This window comes from Paraburkholderia sp. PAMB 6770 (assembly GCF_057748135.1).
In genome coordinates this window covers 3854844-3876019 of the sequence record NZ_CM173238.1, presented here as the reverse complement: position 1 = coordinate 3876019, position 21176 = coordinate 3854844, and the positions used below count along the sequence as shown (strand labels likewise).

Here is a 21176-nt window from a genome sequence, read left to right as displayed (position 1 = left end):
TGGAGAATCTTTTTCGTTTCGTCAACACCAATTTTTCGCATTCGCTTAAAACCAGTTTGACGCAACGACCGCTGGCTTCCGCAGCGGCTCCTCGTTCACAAACGAGGAGCCGAATAGTAGGCGAGCGTCATGCAGATGACAAGTGCTTGACGGAAATATTTTTGCCCATCAGTTCCGGGACGAGTCCAGCACCGTCTTGAGCGGAACCGCGTCTGCCATCGCGGCGTAACCGGCGTCGCCCGGATGAATGTGATCGCCGCTATCGAACTCGCGCCGCAGCCTGTCCGGTCTCGCGGGATCGCGCAGCGCGGCATCGAAATCGACCACGCCGTCGAATGCGCCACCGGTCCTGATCCACCGGTTCACCGCCAGCCGGATACGCTCACGCTGCGGCGGAAGCGCCGCGGGCGTGAGCGTCGCCCCGAACACGCGAACCCCGCGCCGGTGTGCAAGCGCGATCACCCGCTGATAGCCGGCGATCAGATCGGCCGCCGACACTGCCGTGTGCGGGAAATCGCAATCCAGTCCCGCCCGCGGCGGCATGGCGGCAAAGTTGATGTCGTTGATGCCGACCAGCAGGATCACGGACCTCACCCCCGGATGATCGAGCGCATCGCGGGCGAAACGCTTGACGAGCGCGTCGCCATAACAGGGGGAGTCGCTGAGCAGGCGATTGCCGCTGATGCCGAGATTGATCACCGCCGCGGAGTCGTTGCCCGTGTGCGCAAGGCGCCGCGCGAGCGCATCCGGCCAGCGCCGGTTCTCGTTCAGGCTGGAGCGCATTCCGTCGGTAATCGAATCGCCGATTGCCGCCACGGTTGCTCCCGAGGGCACCTCCACCGATACGCCGGACACCCACGCGTAGTGCGTGAAACGCTGGCCGAACGCGCCGCTCAGCACATCGGCCGCATGATCGCCGGGCAGCGAAACGTAATTCACCTGACTTGCCACGCGGTGCCACGCAACCATCCTCTGCTCCGCGCCCATATAGGTGCTGATCGCGTACGGCAGGCCCCCGAGCAGGTTGAACGCAACGGCATCGCTGTCGATCTCTGCGCCGGGCGGCACGCTCACCTCGGAGCGTCCGCCGAACGTCACGCGAACCCCGTCGGCCCGCGTGGCGGCGCCGCTTGCGGCGCGCGCAATGCGCAGTTCGCGGATGACGAGGGGGCTGCGCCCATATTCATTGCTGAGATGGATCCGCACGAACGTGCCACCCAGCGTCGGATAGACGATTTGCCGCACGGTTCGCCCGGCGACGTCGGGCGCGCGATAGAGCGGGGGCAGATCGGGACGCTGCGGAATCGACTGGAGCGCGGTCGCCCACGTGGTCACCCAGTGTGCCGGTCCGGCAGCGGCCTGCGCGGCCGGCAGGGTGACGAGTTGAGCGAGCAGCGCGGCGCCGCATGCGGCGGCCAGGGTACGAAAAGACATGCCGTTATCGGGATAAATGCAAAGCGCCCATTGTGCCCGATCGACCGCGGCGGAGGGTGAAACGTCTCGCCCCGACGCCGCGCACGGGCGTCGTGTCGGGCGGGCGTCGGGCCGAGTGGGCGTCTGCCGCCCGGGCGTCGGGCCGGGCGGGCCGGGCGGGCCGGGCGGGCCGGGCGGGCCGGGCGGGCCGGGCGGGCCGGGCGGGCTGGGCGGGCCGGGCGGGCTGGGCGGGCTGGGCGGGCTGGGCGGGCTGGGCGGGCTGGGCGGGCTGGGCGGGCTGGGCGGGCTGGGCGGGCCGCAGCGGCGCGGCTCAGCGGCGCGCGCCCACCATGTCGAGCGCCACCGCCTGCGCAACCTCGATCCCGTCGATCGCCGCCGAGTAGATCCCGCCGGCGTAACCTGCCCCCTCGCCGGCCGGATAGAGCCCTTCGATGTTCATGCTCTGGAAATCGTCCTTGCGCCGGATCCGGATCGGCGACGACGTCCGCGTCTCGACACCGGTGAGCACCGCGTCGTCCATGGCGAACCCGGCAATCTTGCGCTCGAGTTGCGGCAACGCTTCGCGAATGGCGTCGATTGCGTAATCGGGCAAGGCGGTGCTGAGATCGGTCGGGTGCACACCGGGTTTGTACGACGGCACGACCGCACCGAGCGAAGTCGACGGACGGCGGGCGACGAAATCGCCGACCCGCTGACCCGGCGCACAATAATTGCGGCCACCCAGTTCGAACGCGCGCTCCTCCCACTTGCGCTGGAACGCGATGCCCGCCAGCGGACCGCCGGGATAATCCTCCGGCGTGATGCCGACCACGATGCCCGCGTTGGCGTTGCGTTCCGCGCGCGAGTACTGGCTCATGCCGTTCGTGACGACGCGCCCGGGCTCGGAGGTTGCCGCCACCACGGTACCGCCCGGACACATGCAGAAGCTGTACACCGAGCGGCCGTTGCTGCAGTGATGCACCACCTTGTAGTCGGCCGCGCCGAGCGCCTTGTGGCCGGCGAATTTGCCGAAGCGGCTGCGATCGATCATTCCTTGCGGATGCTCGATCCGGAAGCCCAGCGAAAACGGCTTGGCCTCGACGTAGACGCCGCGCCGGTGCAGCATCTCGAACGTGTCGCGCGCGCTGTGGCCGATCGCCAGCACGACCCGCTCGCACGGCAGCGTCTCGCCCGTCGACAGATGCAGTGCCCGCACCTTGCCCTGCTCGATCTCGATGTCCTCGACACGGGTCTGGAAGCGCACCTCGCCGCCGAGCGCGTGGATCTTCGCGCGCATCTTCTCGACCATGCTGACGAGGCGGAACGTCCCGATATGCGGCCGGCTCAGGTACAGGATGTCCTCCGGCGCGCCCGCCAGCACAAACTCGGTGAGCACTTTGCGGCCGTAATGATGCGGATCCTTGATCTGGCTATAGAGCTTGCCGTCGGAGAACGTGCCGGCGCCGCCTTCGCCGAACTGCACATTGGACTCCGGATTCAGCACGGACTTACGCCACAGGCCGAACGTGTCGACGGTGCGCTCGCGCACCGCCTTGCCGCGCTCCAGAACGATCGGACGAAACCCCATTTCGGCAAGAATCAGCCCGGCGAACAGCCCGCACGGCCCCATCCCCACCACCACCGGGCGCGGTGCGCCGAGCGGCTGCGGCGCGTGCGCGACCGGCCGGTACTGCATGTCGGGCGTCACACTGCAGTGCGGCACACGGGCAAGGCGCGGATGCACGGCCGCCTCGTTGCGGACCTCCACGTCGACGATATAGGTCAGCTTGATGTCGTCGCGCTTGCGCGCGTCGTGCGCGCGCCGGAACACGGTGTAGCCGACGAGATCGCCCACCCCGACGCCCAGTTGCGCAAGACGCGCGTGGACGGCGGCATCGAGCGCGCTGTCGGGATAATCGAGCGGGAGTTTGATTTCGCTGAGACGGAGCATGGAAAACCGGGGACGCAAGGCGCGCACAATGCAGGGAATCTACGATTTTATCGGTTCTGCCGCGCGCCCAGGCCTCGATCGTCAAAGCGACGGCGCCCGCGATCCCCGCGCGAGGCGCTGCTCAATCCCCCGACAAGCGGCCCAGGCGCGAAAAAAGCGCGTTCCCTCGCCCCCTCAAAAAAATCATTAACCGACCGGTCGGTTGGTTTATACTGCGATCCACGGACAACTTCGGACGAGAGCGTTCGCCATGTACACGCAATCCCTCGACATCCCCGGCAACGTCGCCCCGCTCGACGAGGCCGCCGGCTCCCCCGAGCAGGCGAGCTTCGACGCGGTCATGGCCGCCGACGGCAAGATCGAGCCACAGGACTGGATGCCCGATGCCTACCGCAAGACGCTGGTGCGGCAAATCTCCCAGCACGCGCACTCGGAGATCGTCGGCATGCTGCCGGAAGGCAACTGGATCACGCGCGCGCCGAGCCTGAAGCGCAAGGCGATCCTGCTCGCGAAGGTGCAGGACGAAGCCGGGCACGGCCTCTATCTGTACAGCGCGGCCGAAACGCTCGGCGTCTCGCGCGAGCAGCTCGTCGACGCGCTGCACGCCGGCAAGGCCAAATATTCGAGCATCTTCAACTATCCGACCCCGAGCTGGGCAGACGTCGGCGTGATCGGCTGGCTGGTCGACGGCGCGGCGATCATGAACCAGATCCCGCTGTGCCGCTGCACGTACGGCCCGTATGCACGCGCGATGATCCGCATCTGCAAGGAGGAGTCGTTCCATCAGCGCCAGGGTTTCGACGCGCTGCTCGCCATGATGAGCGGCACCGACGCCCAGCGCGAGATGGTCCAGCAGGCGGTGAACCGCTGGTGGTGGCCGGTGCTGATGATGTTCGGTCCCGGCGACAAGGACTCGGTGCACAGCAACCAGTCGGCGAAATGGGGCATCAAGCGGATTTCGAATGACGATCTGCGGCAGAAATTCGTCGATGCGACCGTCGAGCAGGCAAAGGTGCTCGGCGTGACGCTGCCGGACCCCGCGCTGCGCTGGAGCGACGCGCGCGGCCATTTCGATTACGGCGAGATCGACTGGGAGGAGTTCTGGCGCGTGGTCAACGGCGACGGGCCGTGCAATCGCGAACGGCTCGCCACCCGCGTGAAGGCCCACGCGGACGGCGCCTGGGTGCGCGAAGCCGCGCTCGCGCATGCGCACAAGCAGCGCCAGCGCGCACAGCAACAGGCCGCCTGACGCGCGCCGTTCAGACGAAACCGCCGGTGCGCGAGGCGCCCGGCCCAGATTCAGGAGAGCAGGGAATGGACAAGTCAGTCAGCAACGAATGGCCGATCTGGGAAGTGTTCGTGCGCAGCAAGCAGGGGCTCGATCACAAGCATTGCGGCAGCCTGCACGCCGCCGACGCGCAAATGGCGCTGCGCATGGCGCGCGACGTCTATACGCGCCGCCAGGAAGGCGTGAGCATCTGGGTCGTGCCGTCGGCGGCCATCACCGCTTCGGCACCGCAGGACAAGGCGGAGCTGTTCGAACCGGCGGCCGACAAGATCTACCGCCACCCGACCTTCTACACGCTGCCCGACGAAGTCAACCACATGTAAGCGCGTCATGGACATCACGCCCCAACATCTCTCCTACGTGCTGCGGCTCGCGGACACCGCGCTGATCCTCGGTCAACGCAATGCCGAATGGTGCGGCCACGGCCCGATCCTCGAAGAGGACATCGCGCTCGCCAACATGAGCCTCGACCTGATCGGCCAGGCGCGGATGCTGTACACCCATGCGGCGACGCTCGACCACGCGCTCACCGGCGCAACCCGCACCGAAGATCATTACGCGTACTTCCGCAGCGAGCGCGAGTTCGCCAACTACACGCTCGCCGAGCTGCCGCATGGCGGCCCGCTGTCGGCCACGGCGGATGCCAGCAAGGACTACGCCGTCACGATCGTGCGCAACTTCCTGCACGCCGCGCTGATGGTGCGCCTGTGGAGTGCGCTCACGACGTCGGCGGACGAACAGCTTGCCGCGATCGCCGCCAAATCGCTGAAGGAAGCGCGCTACCACGCGGATCACGCACGCGAATGGCTGATCCGCCTCGGCGACGGCACCGACGAATCGCATCGCCGCGCACAGGCCGCGCTCGACTATCTGATGCCGTATACGCGTGAATTCTTCAGCGCGGACGCCGTGGAAGACGCCATCGCGGCATCCGGCATCGGCCCCCGGACGGCTGGTCTCGAAGCCGCGTGGCAGCAGGACGTCCAGGATGCGCTCGCCGAGGCGACGCTCGGTCTGCCCGCGCCGGTCAGCTACGTGACGACCGGCAAGCATGGCGAGCATTCGGAACACATGGGCTATGTGCTGGCCGAAATGCAGAGCCTCGCGCGACAACACCCCGGCGCGACCTGGTAAGCGCGGAGCACGACCATGAACACGACCGCGCGCGCCGCCGCGACACTCGCCCCCGCCGACCCCGCGCTCGAACACGCGTGGCGCGCGCTCGAAGCCGTCCCCGATCCGGAAATTCCGGTCGTGTCGATCCGCGAACTCGGTATTCTGCGCGACGTGCGTCGCGCCGGCGACGGCGTGCTCGAAGCGGTCATCACGCCGACCTACTCCGGCTGTCCGGCGATGTCGCAGATCGCCGGCGACATCGGGCACGCGCTGGACGCGGCGCAACTCGCGCCGCATCGCGTCGTCACCGTGCTTGCACCCGCGTGGAGCACCGACTGGATCACGCCCGCCGCGCGCGAAAAACTGCGCGCGTACGGCATTGCGCCGCCCGGCAGCTGCAGCGCGGACGCACCCGCAGGCACGCAACCGGTCCGTTTCGTGCCGCGCGCGCAGACGGCGCCGGCCTGCCCGCGCTGCGGCTCCGCGCACACCGAGCGCCTCGCGCAGTTCGGCTCGACCGCCTGCAAGGCGCTGTACCGCTGTCTCGACTGCCGCGAACCCTTCGACTATTTCAAACCGTACTGATATGGCCACTCCGCAATTTCACTCGCTGCGCATCCGCGAAGTCCGGCCCGAAACCGCCGACGCGGTGTCGGTCGCCTTCGACGTGCCGGCCGAACTGCGCGAGCAGTTCCGCTTCACGCAAGGCCAGTTCGTGACGTTGAAGACGCACATCGACGGCGAGGAGACCCGCCGCTCGTATTCGATCTGCGTCGGCGTCACCGATTACGAACGCGACGGAGCGCTGCGCATCGGCATCAAGCGCGTGCGCGGCGGGCGCTTCTCGAACTTCGCGTTCGACACGCTGCAGCCCGGCCACACGCTCGACGTGATGACGCCCGACGGCCGTTTCTTCACCCACCTGAACGCCGCGCAGCGCCAGCAGTATCTGGCCTTTGCAGGGGGCTCGGGCATCACGCCGGTGCTGGCGATCATCAAGACGACGCTCGAAGTCGAGCCGCGCAGCGCGTTCACGCTGATCTACGGCAACCGCAGCGTCGACCAGATCATGTTCGCCGAAGAACTCGAAGATCTGAAGAACCGCTTCATGAGCCGCTTCGCGCTGTATCACGTGCTGTCGGACGATCTGCAGGACGTCGATCTGTTCAACGGCGTGCTCGACGAGCCGAAGTGCTCGGCCTTCCTCGACGAACTCGTGCCGGCCGCCAGCATCGACGAAGCGTTCATCTGCGGCCCTGCGCCGATGATGGACGCCGCCGAGGCCGCGCTGAAAGCCGCCGGCGTGGCGCCACAGAAGATTCACGTCGAGCGCTTCGGCACGCCGCTGCCGCAGGCGGGCGTACCCGCCGTCGAGATCGGTGAAAACGCGCCGGCCGCGGACCTCGAGATCGTGCTCGACGGCAAGCGGCGCAAGCTGCGTCTGCCCTATGAAGGCGTGAGCCTGCTCGACGTCGGCCTGCGCGCGGGCCTGGCGCTGCCGTATGCGTGCAAGGGCGGCGTGTGCTGCACGTGCCGCGCGAAGGTGGTCGAGGGCGAAGTGCGGATGGATAAAAATTACACGCTCGAAGAGCAGGAGATCCGCGACGGCTTCGTGTTGACCTGTCAATGCCATCCTGTCAGCGAGCGCGTCGTGGTCAGTTTCGACGAACGCTAGGCGCGGCCTCGGGCGCGCGCCGCGCGCCCGTATGCTTTCGGCGCACCCCCGATCCGCTTACACTAGGGGCCGCTCGGGACCGGCACAGGATGCCGGTCGGCGAGCGGCCCCGTTCTGTTCCGGTTTCTGCCTGTAAGCGAGCTGTCGATGACCACGATTCACCTGACCAATGGCGATTACGCCGCCGATTCCCTGCGCGCCGCGCTGCACGCGGCAGGACGCGACGACCGCGTGCACGCGCTGCGCGACGATCTCGCAGTCGGCCCGCTGCGCGGCGTCGACGACGTGCCGCAGATGCGCGCCCGCTTCTGGGAACAGGTGATGGAAGGCGATCCGCGCGATTTCCTGCGCGAATTCGACGAACAGGCGGCCGCGCTCGCGGACATCGCCGCAGCCGGGATGCAGGTCGTCGTGTGGCACGGCGAAAGCGCGTCGGACCAGCTCATGCTGCGGCGCGTCTGCTATCACCTGCGCAACACGCCGCAACGCCTGAACGAGGTGCGCCTGTCGGTCCGCGATCTCGCGGACCCGGATGCCGGCGGGCTGCGCCGCGAGGACGGCGCCACCTCGGTCGGCATGTTCAGCCCCGCGATCCTGCAGGAGCGACTCGCGGACGCCGCGCCGATCTCGGTGCTGCGCATCAGCCGGCTCGCGCTCGAGTGGCAGGAAGTGAAACAGGCGAACGGCGAGACGCGCCGCTGGCGCGACAACACGTTCGCGAGCGGCAGCTTCGCCGATCTCGACGCGCTGATCCTCGCACAGGCCGACGCCACCTGGCAGCCCGCCGCGCCTATCGCCGCGAGCGTGATGAAGAGCGCGGAACCGGGCTTTCTCGTCAGCGACGCCATCGTGCTCTGGCGATTTCGCGAGCTGTCGGCGAGCGGCCGTGCCAGCCTGCGCGGCGAGGCCGGCAACTGGCGCGCGCTCGAATTGCGCGCCGCCGCCCCTACCTGCACCTGCTAATTCAAACACGAGCCATGGCACGCACACGCGCCCCCGACCACGAAACCCAACGCGAACAGATTCTGGAACTGGCCGCCGCCAAATTTGCCCAGACGAGCTATCCGAGCACGTCCATGGCCGACCTCGCGGCGGCGAGCGGCACGTCGAAAGCCCGTCTCTACCACTATTACGAGAGCAAGGAAGCGATCCTTTTCGATCTGCTCGACCGCTACACAAAGCGGCTGATGCTGATCATCGCGGAGGTCGAGGGCGCCAGCCAGCGACGCGGCCTGAACGAACGCGAGACCTTCGCCGGGCTGATCCACGCGTTCCTGTCCGAGTACGAAACCTCGCACAGCCGCCACGTGGCGCTGCTGAACGACGTGAAATATCTGGTCGACACGCAGCGCGAAGTCGTCCTGAACCGGCAGCGCGACGTGGTCGCAGCCTTCGCCCGCCAGCTCGCGCGCGCCTATCCGGAACGCGTGACCCGCGAAAACCAGACCGCGCTGACGATGATGGTGTTCGGCATGATCAACTGGACCTTCACGTGGCTGAAGCCGGGTGGCCGACTGGGCTACCGCGAATTCGCCGACCAGGTGGTCGACATGATCGATCACGGGTTGGGCGCGTCAAAATAACCGCAGCGTTTTTGCGTCGCAGCACTCATGACGCATGACTCCATGCCTCATGCAAATCGGGTCAATCCATGGCGCATATAATTTTATTCATAAAAATCAAATATATAAAAATAGAGACAGAATAAAATAGACTTTTCCCTCGAAGCGAAATGAGGGTTTTCCCTAGTGACCCGCCCGCGTTTGGGCTAAAATTCGTTCTGCGGCGCAGCATGCCACGCGAATCACAGGAGAACCCAACCATGACCACGCCTACCCCCCTCTCTGCCGAGCCGGTCGTCAGTCTCGACCGGCTGCTGGAAGCCGGCGGCCGTACGCACGTCCCGGTGCGGGAACTGACCGCCGCGGACCGCGACCGGCTCCTTCACCATTTTCTTGCGCTAGGCGCCGACGACCGCCTGCTGCGCTTCGGCCAGATCGTGCCGGACCACGTGATCGAACACTACGTGCGGGCAATCGATTTCACCCGCGATACGGTATTCGGCGTGTTCGACCATCGGCTGGAACTGGTGGGCGTCGGCCACCTCGCGTATCTGCCGGGCGAAGGCGACCGGCGCACCGCCGAATTCGGCGTGTCGGTGCTGGAAAGCCAGCGCGGCAAGGGCGTCGGCAGCAAGCTGTTCGAGCGGGCGGCCATGCGCAGCCGCAACACGCACGTGACCACGCTGTACATGCACTGCCTGTCGCGCAACGCGACGATGATGCACATCGCGAAGAAAGCCGGCATGAAGATCGAGTATGCGTACGGCGAGGCCGATGCGTACCTGACACTGGCGCCGGCGGACCAGTCGAGCATCCTCGCGGAGATGCTGCAGGAGCAGGCCGCCGTATTCGACTACGCGCTCAAGCGCCAGGCACGCCAGGCATCGAAGCTGTTCGAAACATTCCTGCCAGGCGCGGTCGCCGCCTGACCGGCGAAACGCCGATCTGACGAAAAAGGCGGCCAGACGGCTGCCTTTTCTTTTGCGGCGGCCGACGCGTAGCCGGTTCAGCCGCTTCGCCCCACTCAGCCGATGGGCAACGCCGTCGTCTCCTTGATCGTGTCGAGCGAGAAGCTCGTCTTCACGTCGATCACCGACGGATGGTGCAGCAACTGGTCCTGCACGAAGCGGGAAAAATGCGCCATATCCTCGACCTGAACCCGCAGCAGGTAGTCCATGTCCCCCGTCATTGCGTGGCACGCGACCACTTCCGGCCAGGTCTGGACCGAAGCCCGGAACAGTTCCGCGTGGGTCGTGCCCGTGCGCGTATTGAGCGCCGGGCCGCCGCGCTTTTCGAGGCGCACGTTCACGTAGGCAAGCAGGTCGAGGCCGAGCCGCTTCGCGTCGAGCAGCGCGACGTAGCCGCGAATCACGCCGCTTTCCTCGAGCCGGCGGATGCGCCGCAGGCACGGGCTCGGCGACAGGTTGATCCGCTCCGCGATCTCCTGATTCGACAGCCTGCCGTTCTCCTGCAGGATCGCGAGAATCCGCCGGTCGATCGCATCCAGTTCAAGCTTGGACATTTTCTGCCACCCGATTCAAATACTGCGCCATTTCATCGCGCTAGCGTAGTGATTCACGCTTAATTTCGCAAGTTTTCGCCGCCATCGCGCCTTTACACTGCCTGCATTCCATTACGGCACGCACCCGATCAGGAGACAGCCATGCAGGTTCCCACCTGGGAAAATCCCGTCGGCACCGACGGCTTCGAGTTCATCGAATACACCGCGCCGGATCCCAAGGCGCTCGGCAAGCTGTTCGAACAGATGGGCTTCACCGCCATCGCCCGTCATCGCCACAAGGACGTCACGCTGTACCGGCAAGGCGGGATCAACTTCATCGTGAACGCCGAGCCGGACTCGTTCGCGCAGCGCTTTGCGCGACTGCACGGCCCGTCGATCTGCGCGATCGCCTTTCGCGTGCAGGACGCGGCCAGGGCGTACCGGCACGCGCTCGAAAAAGGCGCCTGGGGGTTCGACAACAAGACCGGGCCGATGGAGCTGAACATCCCGGCCATCAAGGGCATCGGCGATTCGCTGATCTACTTCGTCGATCGCTGGCGCGGCAAGAACGGCGCCACGCCGAACAGCATCGGCGACATCGGCATTTACGACGTCGACTTCGAACCGATTCCCGGCGCCGATCCGAACCCGGTCGGGCACGGCCTGACTTACGTCGACCATCTGACCCACAACGTTCACCGCGGCCGCATGCGCGAATGGGCGGAATTCTACGAACGGCTGTTCAACTTCCGCGAAGTGCGCTACTTCGACATCGAAGGCAAGGTGACCGGCGTGAAATCGAAGGCGATGACCTCGCCCTGCGGCAAGATCCGTATTCCGATCAACGAGGAAGGTTCGGAAACCGCCGGCCAGATCCAGGAGTATCTGGACGCCTATCACGGCGAAGGAATCCAGCACATCGCTCTCGGCACCGACGACATCTACCGCACGGTCGACGGCTTGCGCGCGGCGAAGATTTCGTTGCTCGACACGATCGACACCTACTACGAACTTGTCGATCGCCGCGTGCCGAACCACGGCGAATCGCTCGATGCGCTGCGCCAGCGCAAGATCCTGATCGACGGCGCGCCGGACGATCTGCTGCTGCAGATTTTCACCGAGAACCAGATCGGCCCGATCTTCTTCGAGATCATCCAGCGCAAGGGCAATCAGGGTTTCGGCGAAGGCAATTTCAAGGCGCTGTTCGAATCGATCGAACTCGACCAGATTCGCCGCGGCGTCGTGCAGGACAAGGCCTGACCGGCGGCGCTCGACCCGCGTGCGGGCGCGGGCGCAGGCGCAAAAAAAGCGGGGATCGTTCGATCCCCGCTTCGCGTGGTGGAGGCCGCCGCGTCATCGCAGGCGGCCGGGACGGGCGCGAAGGTCACGAAATGCCGTGCCGACGCGCCGGGGTCAAGCTCAGGCGGGGCGCTGCGGGCCCTCTTCCTCGTCGGCGGCCTCGCCCTCCGACGCGATGCGATCCGAAGCAAGCCGCACCGGCGCGATCTGCACCGTATGCGCGACCGCATTCGCGAGCGTTTCAGCGCTTCCGGAGCGGACCGGCGCGTTCATCGCGAAAAAGGCGGCCGAGACCATCAGGAAGGTCTGGATGTTTCTTGTGTTCATGGCAACTCCTCTTCTGATTCCTGCTGTCGTGAAGCTCCGCCGTGGCGAAGCGTTGCGCAGACTGTGCACAGGTGGGGGGTTAGACCGGCTTTTCAAGATGGGTTCCGCGCGCTTTACGCTTTTACAGGCGGTTACATTCGGCCAGGATTGTGTTGCAATTGAACTCGCGGATGCCGCGCCGCCTTGCCCCGCCGGGGCTGCGCCGATGCGCCAGCATAATCGATGCCAGGCGGCGGGTTTCTACCAGTGCTACCATCGCTTAAAAGAAGTCAATATGGCGACCCCGGCCGACGCATCCACAAGATGCCGAGGCCAGCAGGTTTTGGTGATCCCAAACTCGGTGGAGGAGTACACATAATGAATGCCCCGCTAGACGCAGACCAACTGGCCCGACTCGAGGCTGCGCTCTCATCCGTCACGCTGGACGACAAATACACGCTCGAACGCGGCCGCGCGTACATGAGCGGCATCCAGGCGCTGGTGCGCCTGCCGATGCTGCAGCAGGAACGCGACAAGGCCGCCGGCCTGAACACCGCCGGATTCATCTCCGGCTATCGCGGCTCCCCGCTCGGCGGGCTCGACCAGTCGCTGTGGAAAGCGAAGTCGCATCTTGCCGCTCATCAGGTCGTGTTTCAGCCGGGCGTGAACGAGGATCTCGCCGCCACCGCAGTCTGGGGCTCGCAGCAGGTCAACCTGTATCCGAACGCCCGCTACGACGGCGTGTTTTCGATGTGGTACGGCAAGGGCCCCGGCGTCGACCGTAGCGGCGACGTCTTCAAGCACGGCAATTCCGCGGGCTCGTCGCGCCACGGCGGCGTGCTCGTGCTGGCCGGCGACGACCACGCCGCCAAGTCGTCGACCCTCGCGCATCAGTCCGAGCACATGTTCAAGGCCTGTGGCCTGCCGGTGCTGTTTCCGTCGAACGTGCAGGAATATCTCGACTTCGGCCTGCACGGCTGGGCGATGAGCCGCTATTCCGGCCTGTGGGTCGCGATGAAATGCGTGACCGACGTCGTCGAATCGTCCGCATCGGTCGACATCGACCCGCACCGGACGCGCATCGTGCTGCCGGACGACTTTGCGATGCCCGAGGGCGGCCTGAACATCCGCTGGCCGGATCCGCCGCTCGTGCAGGAAGCGCGTCTGCTCGACTACAAGTGGTACGCCGCGCTCGCCTATGTGCGCGCGAACCGGCTGGACCGCGTCGAAATCGATTCGCCCGCGGCGCGCTTCGGCATCATGACCGGCGGCAAGGCGTACCTCGACGTGCGTCAGGCGCTGACCGACCTCGGTCTCGACGACGACACCTGTGCGCGCATCGGCATCCGTCTTTACAAGGTCGGCTGCGTGTGGCCGCTCGAAGCACAGGGCGCGCAGGCGTTCGCGCGCGGGCTGGAGGAAATTCTCGTCGTCGAGGAAAAGCGTCAGATCCTCGAATACGCGATCAAGGAAGAGCTGTACAACTGGCCAGATGCGCAGCGTCCGCGCGTCTACGGGAAGTTCGACGAGAAAGACGGTGCCGGCGGCGAATGGTCCGTGCCGATGGGCAACTGGCTGCTGCCCGCCCATTACGAACTGTCGCCCGCGATCATCGCGAAAGCGATCGCCACGCGTCTGGACAAATTCGCGCTGCCGTCCGACATCCGCGCACGCATTGCCGCGCGGATCGCAGTGATCGAAGCGAAGGAAAAAGCGCTGGCGCGGCCGCGCGTCGAAATCGAACGCAAGCCGTGGTTCTGCTCGGGCTGCCCGCACAACACGTCGACCAACGTGCCCGAAGGCTCGCGCGCGATGGCCGGCATCGGCTGCCACTACATGACCGTGTGGATGGACCGCAGCACCAGCACGTTCAGCCAGATGGGCGGCGAAGGGGTGGCCTGGATCGGCCAGGCGCCGTTCACGAACGAAAAGCACGTGTTCGCGAACCTCGGCGACGGCACCTATTTCCACTCGGGGCTGCTCGCGATTCGCGCGGCCATCGCGTCGAAAGCCAACATCACGTACAAGCTCCTGTACAACGACGCGGTCGCGATGACCGGCGGCCAGCCCGTCGACGGCGTGCTGACCGTGCCGCAGATCACGCATCAGCTCGCGGCCGAAGGCGCGGCGAAAATCGTCATCGTCACGGACGAGCCGCACAAATACGAAGGCTCGACGCAACGGCTCGCGCCAGGTGTCACGATCCACCACCGCGACCTGCTCGACGACATCCAGCGCGAACTGCGCGAGATTCCCGGCACGACGATCCTGATCTACGACCAGACCTGCGCGACCGAAAAACGCCGCCGCCGCAAACGCGGCACGTATCCGGATCCGGCGCGGCGCGTGGTGATCAACGAGGCGGTCTGCGAAGGCTGCGGGGACTGCTCGGTGAAGTCGAACTGCCTCTCGGTGGAGCCGCTCGAAACCGAGTACGGCACGAAGCGCCAGATCAACCAGTCCACCTGCAACAAGGACTTCTCGTGCGTGAACGGCTTCTGCCCGAGCTTCGTGTCGGTCGAGGGCGGCCAGCTACGCAAGCCGAAAGGCCTGTCCGGCGCGGCCGGCGACGCGATGCCGCCGGTCCCCGCACCGACGCTGCCGGCGATCGGCCAGCCTTACGGCGTGCTCGTGACCGGCGTCGGCGGCACCGGCGTCGTGACGATCGGCGCACTGCTCGGCATGGCCGCGCATCTGGAGAACAAGGGCGTCACCGTGCTCGACGTGACCGGCCTCGCGCAGAAGGGCGGCGCCGTGATGAGTCACGTGCAGATCGCCAGCCAGCCCGCCGACATCCATGCGACCCGCATCGCGATGGGCGAGGCGAATCTGGTGATCGGCTGCGACGCGATCGTCACCGCGAGCGACGAATGCATGTCGCGCATGCAGACGGGACGCACGCACGTCGTGCTGAACAGCGCTCCGACGCCGACCGCCGCGTTCATCAAGAACCCGAACTGGCACTTCCCGGGCACCGATACCGAAGCGGACGTGCGCGCCGCCGCCGGAGACGCGAACGTCGAGACAGTCGACGCCAATCGCCTTGCGGTAGCGCTGCTCGGCGACGCAATCTACACGAACCCGTTCGTGCTCGGCTACGCGTGGCAAAAGGGCTGGATCCCGCTCACGCACGCATCGCTCACGCGCGCGATCGAGCTCAATGCCGTGCAGGTCGAGAAGAACCGCTCGGCATTCGAATGGGGCCGCCGGGCGGCACACGACCTCGCCGCCGTGCGCGCGCTCGCGCAGACCCATGCGGGCGGCGCGGCGGCGGGCGCGGGCAGCGGCAAGATCATCTCGCTGCACACGCCGAAGGCGCTCGATACGCTGATCGACAAGCGCACCGCCTATCTGAGCGCCTGGCAAAACGCCGCATGGGCAAAGCGCTACACGGATCTCGTCGCTCAGGTACGCACGGCGGAATCGGCGCTGGACCTCGGCGAAGGCCGGCTGCCGCTCACCGAGACGGTCGCAAGGAACCTGCACAAGCTGATGGCCTACAAGGACGAATACGAGGTCGCCCGCCTCTATGCGGACCCGGCCTTCGTCGAAAGGCTGAATGCGACGTTCGAAGGCGACTGGAAAATCCATTTCCACCTGGCTCCGCCGACCTTCTCGAAGAAGGACGCGCACGGCCATCTGGTCAAGCGCAAATACGGTCCGTGGATGCTGAGTGCGATGCGCCTGCTCGCGAAGCTGAAATTCCTGCGCGGCACGCCGTTCGACGTATTCGGCAGAACCGGCGAGCGTCGCACCGAGCGCGCGCTGATCGGCGAATACGAGGCGCTCGTGCGCGAGCTGACCCGCGGACTGAGCGTGGCGAATCACGGCCTCGCGATCGAACTCGCCGGCTTGCCGGAAGACATCCGCGGCTATGGGCACGTGAAGGAGAACAACCTGAAGGCGGTGCGGATCAGGTGGCAGGCGTTGCTCGCGCGCTGGCGCTCGCCGCAGGGTGGCCACGCGCAGCACGCTGCCTGAGCGGTGCGCCGCGAGGCGGCCGTGAAGCGGCCGTGATGCAGCCATGAAGCAACCATGAAGCAGCCGTGAAAATAAAAAGGCGGCGGTCCGCGAGGACCGCCGCCTTTTGTCTGAACGGGCGCCGCGACGGCGCCCGCCTTCGTTCAGGCGTTACTGCGCGTTCGTCCGGACCCGCGCGTTGGCAGAGGCCACCGCCGTCATGTTGATGATGCGGCGCACCGTCGCCGCCGGCGTCAGGATATGCACCGGCTTCTCGACGCCCAGCAGGAACGGGCCGACCGTCACGCCTTCGCCGCCGATCATCTTCAGCAGGTTGTACGTGATGTTCGCCGCTTCGACGTTCGGCATGATCAGCAGGTTGGCTTCACCGGACAGCGTCGTGCCCGGGAAAGCCGCCTTGCGGACCATCTCCGACAGCGCCGCGTCGCCGTGCATCTCGCCGTCGATCTCCAGCGCCGGTGCACGCTCGCCGATCAGCTTGCGCGCCTGCGCCATCCGCTGCGACGATGCCGACGGCACGCTGCCGAAGTTCGAGTTCGACAGCAGCGCGACCTTCGGTGCAATGCCGAACTTCTCGATCTCGCTCGCGGCGAGGATCGTCATGTCGGCGAGCTGTTCCGCGCTCGGCAGTTCGTTGATGTACGTATCGCAGATGAACAGATTGCGCCCCGGCAGCATCAGCAGGTTCATCGCGGCCAGGTTCTGGACGTTTTCCGCCTTGCCGAGCACCTGCTCGATGAACTTCAGATGGCTCTGGTACGTGTCGATCATCCCGCAGATCATGCCGTCCGCGTCGCCGAGCTTCACCAGGATCGCGCCGATCAGCGTGTTGAACTTGCGCAGCGCGGCCTTGGCGACCTCCGGCGTCACGCCTTCGCGCGCACCGATCGTGTGATACGCCTGCCAGCATTTCTGGTAGCGCGGATCGTCTTCCGGATTGACGATCTCGAAGTCCTCGCCGCATTTGAGACGCGAGCCCATCTTCTTCAGGCGCATCTCGACGACCGCCGGGCGACCGATGATGATCGGCTTCGCGATCTTCTCCAGCAGCACGAACTGCGCGGCGCGCAGCACGCGCTCGTCTTCGCCTTCCGCGAACACGATGCGCGCGGGATCGGCCTTCGCCGCCGCGAACACCGGACGCATGACCATGCCGGTGCGATACACGGTGGCGCCGAGCTGCTCGCGGTACGCGTCCATGTCGGCGATCGGGCGGGTCGCGACGCCGGAATCCATCGCGGCCTGGGCGACGGCGGGCGCGATCTTGATGATCAGACGCGGATCGAACGGCTTCGGAATCAGGTAATCGGGGCCGAACTCCAGCGTGTGGCCTTCATACGCCTTCGCGACCTCGTCGCCCTGGTCGGTTTCCTCGGCGAGTTCGGCGATTGCGCGCACGCAGGCGAGCTTCATCTCCTCGGTGATCGTCGTCGCGCCGACGTCGAGCGCGCCGCGGAAGATGAACGGGAAGCACAGCACGTTGTTGACCTGGTTCGGATAATCCGAACGGCCGGTCGCGATGATCGCATCCGGGCGAACCTTCTTCGCCTCTTCGGGGCGGATTTCCGGCTCCGGATTCGCCAGCGCGAGAATCAGCGGACGCTCCGCCATCTGCTGCACCATCTCCGGCTTCAGCACGCCCGCGCTCGAACAGCCGAGGAACACGTCGGCCGCGCGGATCGCGTCACCGAGCGTGCGCGCGTCGGTATTCGCCGCATAACGCTGCTTCGACGGATCGAGACTGCCGCGGCCTTCGTAGATCACGCCCTTCGAGTCGGCGACGAGCACGTTCTGCTTCGACAGCCCGAGGTGCACGAGCAGATCCAGGCAGGCGATCGCCGCGGCCCCCGCGCCCGAGCAGACCAGCTTCACTTCGTCGAGCTTCTTGTCGACCACTTTCAGGCCGTTGAGAATGGCCGCCGACGCGATGATCGCCGTGCCGTGCTGGTCGTCGTGGAAGACCGGAATCTTCATGCGCTCGCGCAGCTTCTTCTCGATGTAGAAGCATTCGGGCGCCTTGATGTCTTCGAGGTTGATGCCGCCGAGCGTCGGTTCGAGCATGGCGATCGCGTCGACGAGCTTGTCCGGATCGGTTTCGGCAAGCTCGATGTCGAACACGTCGATACCAGCGAATTTCTTGAACAGACAGCCCTTGCCCTCCATCACCGGCTTCGCCGCGAGCGGGCCGATGTTGCCGAGGCCGAGCACCGCGGTGCCGTTGGTCACGACGCCGACGAGGTTGCCGCGCGACGTGTACTTCTGCGCGTCGAGCGGTTCGTCGTGAATCGCCATGCACGCGGCCGCCACGCCCGGCGAATACGCGAGCGACAGGTCGAGCTGGTTGGACAGCGGCTTGGTCGGTGTGACCGAAATCTTGCCGGGCTTCGGATTCTGGTGATACGCGAGAGCGCTTTGCTTCAGTTGTTCGTCCATTTTTCTGGCCTGCGAGACATGACAATTGGGCCCGGCCCGTCGCGCCGTCTGCGTCGCTCGCATGGATCGAATCGGTCATCGATGGCGGCGGTTTCCGCTCGCGCCGGTTGGGCGCGGCGTAACACCTCGGATGCGTCGCAAGACAGTGCGCAGCGATAGCGGGGGACCTAGTGTACACCCCGCCGATGACAGTCCAGGGCGCATTTAATCGTGCTAACCATCCGCGAAACAGCCTGCCCGCAGCGGTATCGATACCGCTCGCCCGGATGCTGCGGCGCCGCATCGCGCGACGGATTCATCCGGCATGGAACCCTGCGGGGTGCGTGTCAGTCGAGCGCTGCGCCGCGGCGCTCGGGGATCAGGCATAGCGTCGCGACGATGTCGAGCAGGTAGATCGATGCAAGCAGCGCAAGCGCGCCGCCGAGCGAGAACCGCGCGGCCAGCGCCCCGACGGCGATCGGTCCGAGCCCTCCGACCGCCCGGCCGATATTGAACAGCACGTTTTGCGCGGTAGCGCGCGCGTGCGTCGGATAAAGCTCGGAAATCAGCGCGCCGTAGCCGCCGATCATCCCGTTCACGAAGACGCCCATCACCGCGCCGCCGACCAGCAGCGCGACCGGCGTGTCCAGATGCGCGTAGACGAAGACCATCACGACCGCGCCCGCCTGGTAGCACAGGAACGCCGGCTTGCGGCCAAAGCGGTCGGCGGCCATCCCGAACAGCCAGATGCCGAACGCCATGCCGAGCACGGTGGCAGCCGTCCACACCCCGGAGCGCGTGAGCGAATAGCCGAAGGTTTTCGACAGATAGCTCGGCAGCCATATCATCAGGCCGTAATACCCGAAATTCTGCACCGAGCATAAGACCGCGACGCCCACGCTCGCGCGCGCGGTGCGCGGATCGGCAACCAGTTGCCTGAGCGGCGCGGCGCGCCCGCCGGGCCGGCGCGGCTGCTGCGCGCGCTCGACGAACAGCGCCGGTTCCTCGACGCGACGCCGCACGAGAAACGACACCAGTGCCGGCACGAGCCCGAGTGCGAACATCCCGCGCCAGCCTACCAACGGCAGCAGCACCGGCGTCAGCAGCGCGGCGGCGAGCACGCCGAGTTGCCAGCCAAGTCCGACATACGACGACACCCGCGCCCGCTGCGCAGCCGGCCACGCTTCGGCGACGAGCGTCATGCCGATGCCGAACTCGCCGCCGAGACCCAGCCCCGCAGCCGTGCGGTACGCGAGCAGGTCGCCGTAGCCCCGCGCGAGCGCGCACAGGCCCGTGAATACCGCGAAGACGAGGATCGTCCAGGTCAGCACCCGCACCCGGCCCCACGTGTCGCTGAGCATGCCGAACACGATCCCGCCCGCGACTGCGCCGATCAGCGTCCACGTCACGAGCGAGCCGGCCTGTGCGGGCGTGAGATGCAGATCCGCCGCGATCACCGGCAGCATGAAGCCGAGGATCAGCAGATCGAAGCCGTCCATCGCGTAGCCGAGCACGGCCGCGAGCAGCGCGCGGCCGGCGTAGCCGCGCTGCGCGGAAGCGCGGGAAGACAAAGAAGAGGAGACGGCGGTCATCGAAAGTATTCCGTAGGGTGCGGAGAAGGCGGGCTGCCGCGCGGGGTGCGCCCGGCGCCCCGAAAACCGCGTGAGTGTAATCGGCGCGTGCCGCCGCTCACAAGCCGGCCAAAAAGGCCGCCGCTCCGCTCGCGCCGCGCGCGCCGCCCCGCGCGTCCGGGCTCGCGCGCTTCCTCGGCCGGCGCCGATTCAGGTAAAATATTGGGCTACGCGTGTCGCAAAACCGGCCTGTATCGCCGACCGGCTACCCATTCCGCCGTTGCCGTTACCGCGCGGAATGCTCCGCTTGCGACACCTCGGGCCCCGCGCCCGCACTCCCCCGCTCATACCAAGGACCCGCCCATGACAGGCTTCGATCGCCAGACGATCTCCGACACGACCGCCAGGATGCTGCTGGAAGTCCAGGCCGTGCACTTCAACGCGGAAAAACCGTACATCTTCACGTCCGGCTGGGCGAGCCCGGTTTATATCGACTGCCGCAAGCTCATTTCGTATCCGCGCGTGCGCCGCGGCCTGATGGAAATGGCCGAAGCCACGATCCTGCGCGATGTCGGCTACGAGCAGATCGACGCGGTCGCGGGCGGCGAAACCGCCGGCATCCCGTTCGCCGCGTGGCTGTCCGACCGCCTGATGGTGCCGATGCAGTACGTGCGCAAGAAGCCGAAGGGCTTCGGCCGCAACGCGCAGATCGAAGGCCTGCTTACCGAAGGCCAGCGCGTGCTGCTCGTCGAAGACCTGACCACCGACAGCCGCAGCAAGATCAACTTCATCAATGCGCTGCGCACCGCGGGCGCGACGGTGAACCACTGCTTCGTGCTGTTTCACTACAACATCTTCAAGGAAAGCGTGTCGGTGCTGAAAGACATCGACGTCGACCTGCATGCGCTCGCAACCTGGTGGGACGTGCTGCGCGTCGCGAAGGCCTCGGGCTACTTCGAAACGAAGACGCTCGACGAAGTCGAGAAATTCCTGCACGCGCCGGCCGACTGGTCGGCCGCGCACGGCGGCGCGACGGGCGCACCGCAATAGTCGTCTAGCCGCGGCGCCGCGCACGGCGCGCCGGATCGAAAAAGGCCGCCT

General features: G+C 66.4%; 17 protein-coding genes. 11 read left to right on the top strand and 6 right to left on the bottom strand.

Features of this window, described 5'->3' with window-relative positions; translation table 11 throughout:
* Positions 1–168: 168 nt before the first annotated feature.
* Together AC3AP7_RS17600 and AC3AP7_RS17595 are read right to left on the bottom strand one after the other, a co-directional pair.
* Complete coding sequence (locus AC3AP7_RS17600) at positions 169–1434, bottom strand: SGNH/GDSL hydrolase family protein (protein WP_475766831.1); 1266 nt, start codon at positions 1432–1434, stop codon at positions 169–171.
* Positions 1435–1744: 310 nt separating this feature from the next.
* Positions 1745–3364, bottom strand: a complete 1620-nt coding sequence (locus AC3AP7_RS17595; RefSeq protein WP_475766833.1) for an NAD(P)/FAD-dependent oxidoreductase — start codon at positions 3362–3364, stop codon at positions 1745–1747.
* 250 nt (positions 3365–3614) lie between these two features.
* Here AC3AP7_RS17595 and paaA point away from each other — a divergent pair, with 250 nt between their 5' ends.
* The 8 genes from paaA to AC3AP7_RS17555 all read left to right on the top strand — a co-directional run bounded on the left by paaA (position 3615) and on the right by AC3AP7_RS17555 (position 9934).
* Positions 3615–4613, top strand: a complete 999-nt coding sequence (paaA, locus tag AC3AP7_RS17590) for a 1,2-phenylacetyl-CoA epoxidase subunit PaaA (protein WP_475766835.1) — start codon at positions 3615–3617, stop codon at positions 4611–4613.
* Between the two features lie 65 nt (positions 4614–4678).
* Positions 4679–4975 carry a 1,2-phenylacetyl-CoA epoxidase subunit PaaB gene (gene paaB, locus AC3AP7_RS17585; protein ID WP_475766837.1) on the top strand — a complete coding sequence of 99 codons (297 nt, stop codon included), beginning with the start codon at positions 4679–4681 and terminating at the stop codon, positions 4973–4975.
* A 7-nt stretch (positions 4976–4982) separates the two neighbouring features.
* Positions 4983–5786, top strand: coding sequence for a 1,2-phenylacetyl-CoA epoxidase subunit PaaC (gene paaC, locus AC3AP7_RS17580; protein ID WP_475766840.1), 804 nt, complete (start codon positions 4983–4985; stop codon positions 5784–5786).
* Positions 5787–5801: 15 nt separating this feature from the next.
* A complete protein-coding gene (gene paaD, locus AC3AP7_RS17575) occupies positions 5802–6353 on the top strand; it encodes a 1,2-phenylacetyl-CoA epoxidase subunit PaaD (RefSeq protein WP_475766842.1) in 552 nt (183 codons plus the stop codon).
* A 1-nt stretch (position 6354) separates the two neighbouring features.
* Positions 6355–7443, top strand: a complete 1089-nt coding sequence (gene paaE / locus AC3AP7_RS17570) for a 1,2-phenylacetyl-CoA epoxidase subunit PaaE (RefSeq protein ID WP_475766844.1) — start codon at positions 6355–6357, stop codon at positions 7441–7443.
* 147 nt (positions 7444–7590) lie between these two features.
* Positions 7591–8406: a DUF1835 domain-containing protein gene (locus AC3AP7_RS17565; RefSeq protein ID WP_475766846.1), complete on the top strand. Its 816-nt coding sequence runs from the start codon at positions 7591–7593 to the stop codon at positions 8404–8406.
* Positions 8407–8420: 14 nt separating this feature from the next.
* Positions 8421–9026 carry a TetR/AcrR family transcriptional regulator gene (locus AC3AP7_RS17560; RefSeq protein WP_475766849.1) on the top strand — a complete coding sequence of 202 codons (606 nt, stop codon included), beginning with the start codon at positions 8421–8423 and terminating at the stop codon, positions 9024–9026.
* 239 nt (positions 9027–9265) lie between these two features.
* Positions 9266–9934: a GNAT family N-acetyltransferase gene (locus AC3AP7_RS17555; protein ID WP_475766852.1), complete on the top strand. Its 669-nt coding sequence runs from the start codon at positions 9266–9268 to the stop codon at positions 9932–9934.
* A 95-nt stretch (positions 9935–10029) separates the two neighbouring features.
* On the opposite strand, the gene AC3AP7_RS17550 is transcribed toward AC3AP7_RS17555, so the two are convergent.
* Complete coding sequence (locus AC3AP7_RS17550; protein WP_475766854.1) at positions 10030–10527, bottom strand: Lrp/AsnC family transcriptional regulator; 498 nt, start codon at positions 10525–10527, stop codon at positions 10030–10032.
* Between the two features lie 141 nt (positions 10528–10668).
* Here AC3AP7_RS17550 and hppD point away from each other — a divergent pair, with 141 nt between their 5' ends.
* A complete protein-coding gene (hppD, locus tag AC3AP7_RS17545) occupies positions 10669–11766 on the top strand; it encodes a 4-hydroxyphenylpyruvate dioxygenase (protein WP_475766856.1) in 1098 nt (365 codons plus the stop codon).
* Between the two features lie 159 nt (positions 11767–11925).
* Here hppD and AC3AP7_RS17540 read toward each other — a convergent pair whose 3' ends face one another.
* On the bottom strand, positions 11926–12132 hold the full coding sequence (locus tag AC3AP7_RS17540; RefSeq protein ID WP_475766858.1) for a hypothetical protein: 207 nt from the start codon (positions 12130–12132) through the stop codon (positions 11926–11928).
* A 357-nt stretch (positions 12133–12489) separates the two neighbouring features.
* Here AC3AP7_RS17540 and AC3AP7_RS17535 point away from each other — a divergent pair, with 357 nt between their 5' ends.
* Entirely contained in the window at positions 12490–16092 is a 3603-nt protein-coding gene (locus tag AC3AP7_RS17535; protein WP_475766862.1) for an indolepyruvate ferredoxin oxidoreductase family protein, read from the top strand.
* A gap of 150 nt (positions 16093–16242) precedes the next feature.
* On the opposite strand, the gene AC3AP7_RS17530 is transcribed toward AC3AP7_RS17535, so the two are convergent.
* Together AC3AP7_RS17530 and AC3AP7_RS17525 are read right to left on the bottom strand one after the other, a co-directional pair.
* On the bottom strand, positions 16243–18525 hold the full coding sequence (locus AC3AP7_RS17530; protein ID WP_475766864.1) for an NADP-dependent malic enzyme: 2283 nt from the start codon (positions 18523–18525) through the stop codon (positions 16243–16245).
* A gap of 326 nt (positions 18526–18851) precedes the next feature.
* Positions 18852–20096, bottom strand: coding sequence for an MFS transporter (locus tag AC3AP7_RS17525; RefSeq protein WP_475766866.1), 1245 nt, complete (start codon positions 20094–20096; stop codon positions 18852–18854).
* Between the two features lie 342 nt (positions 20097–20438).
* Between AC3AP7_RS17525 and AC3AP7_RS17520 the strand changes: the two genes are divergently transcribed.
* Entirely contained in the window at positions 20439–21125 is a 687-nt protein-coding gene (locus tag AC3AP7_RS17520) for an orotate phosphoribosyltransferase (RefSeq protein ID WP_475766868.1), read from the top strand.
* Positions 21126–21176 lie beyond the last annotated feature (51 nt).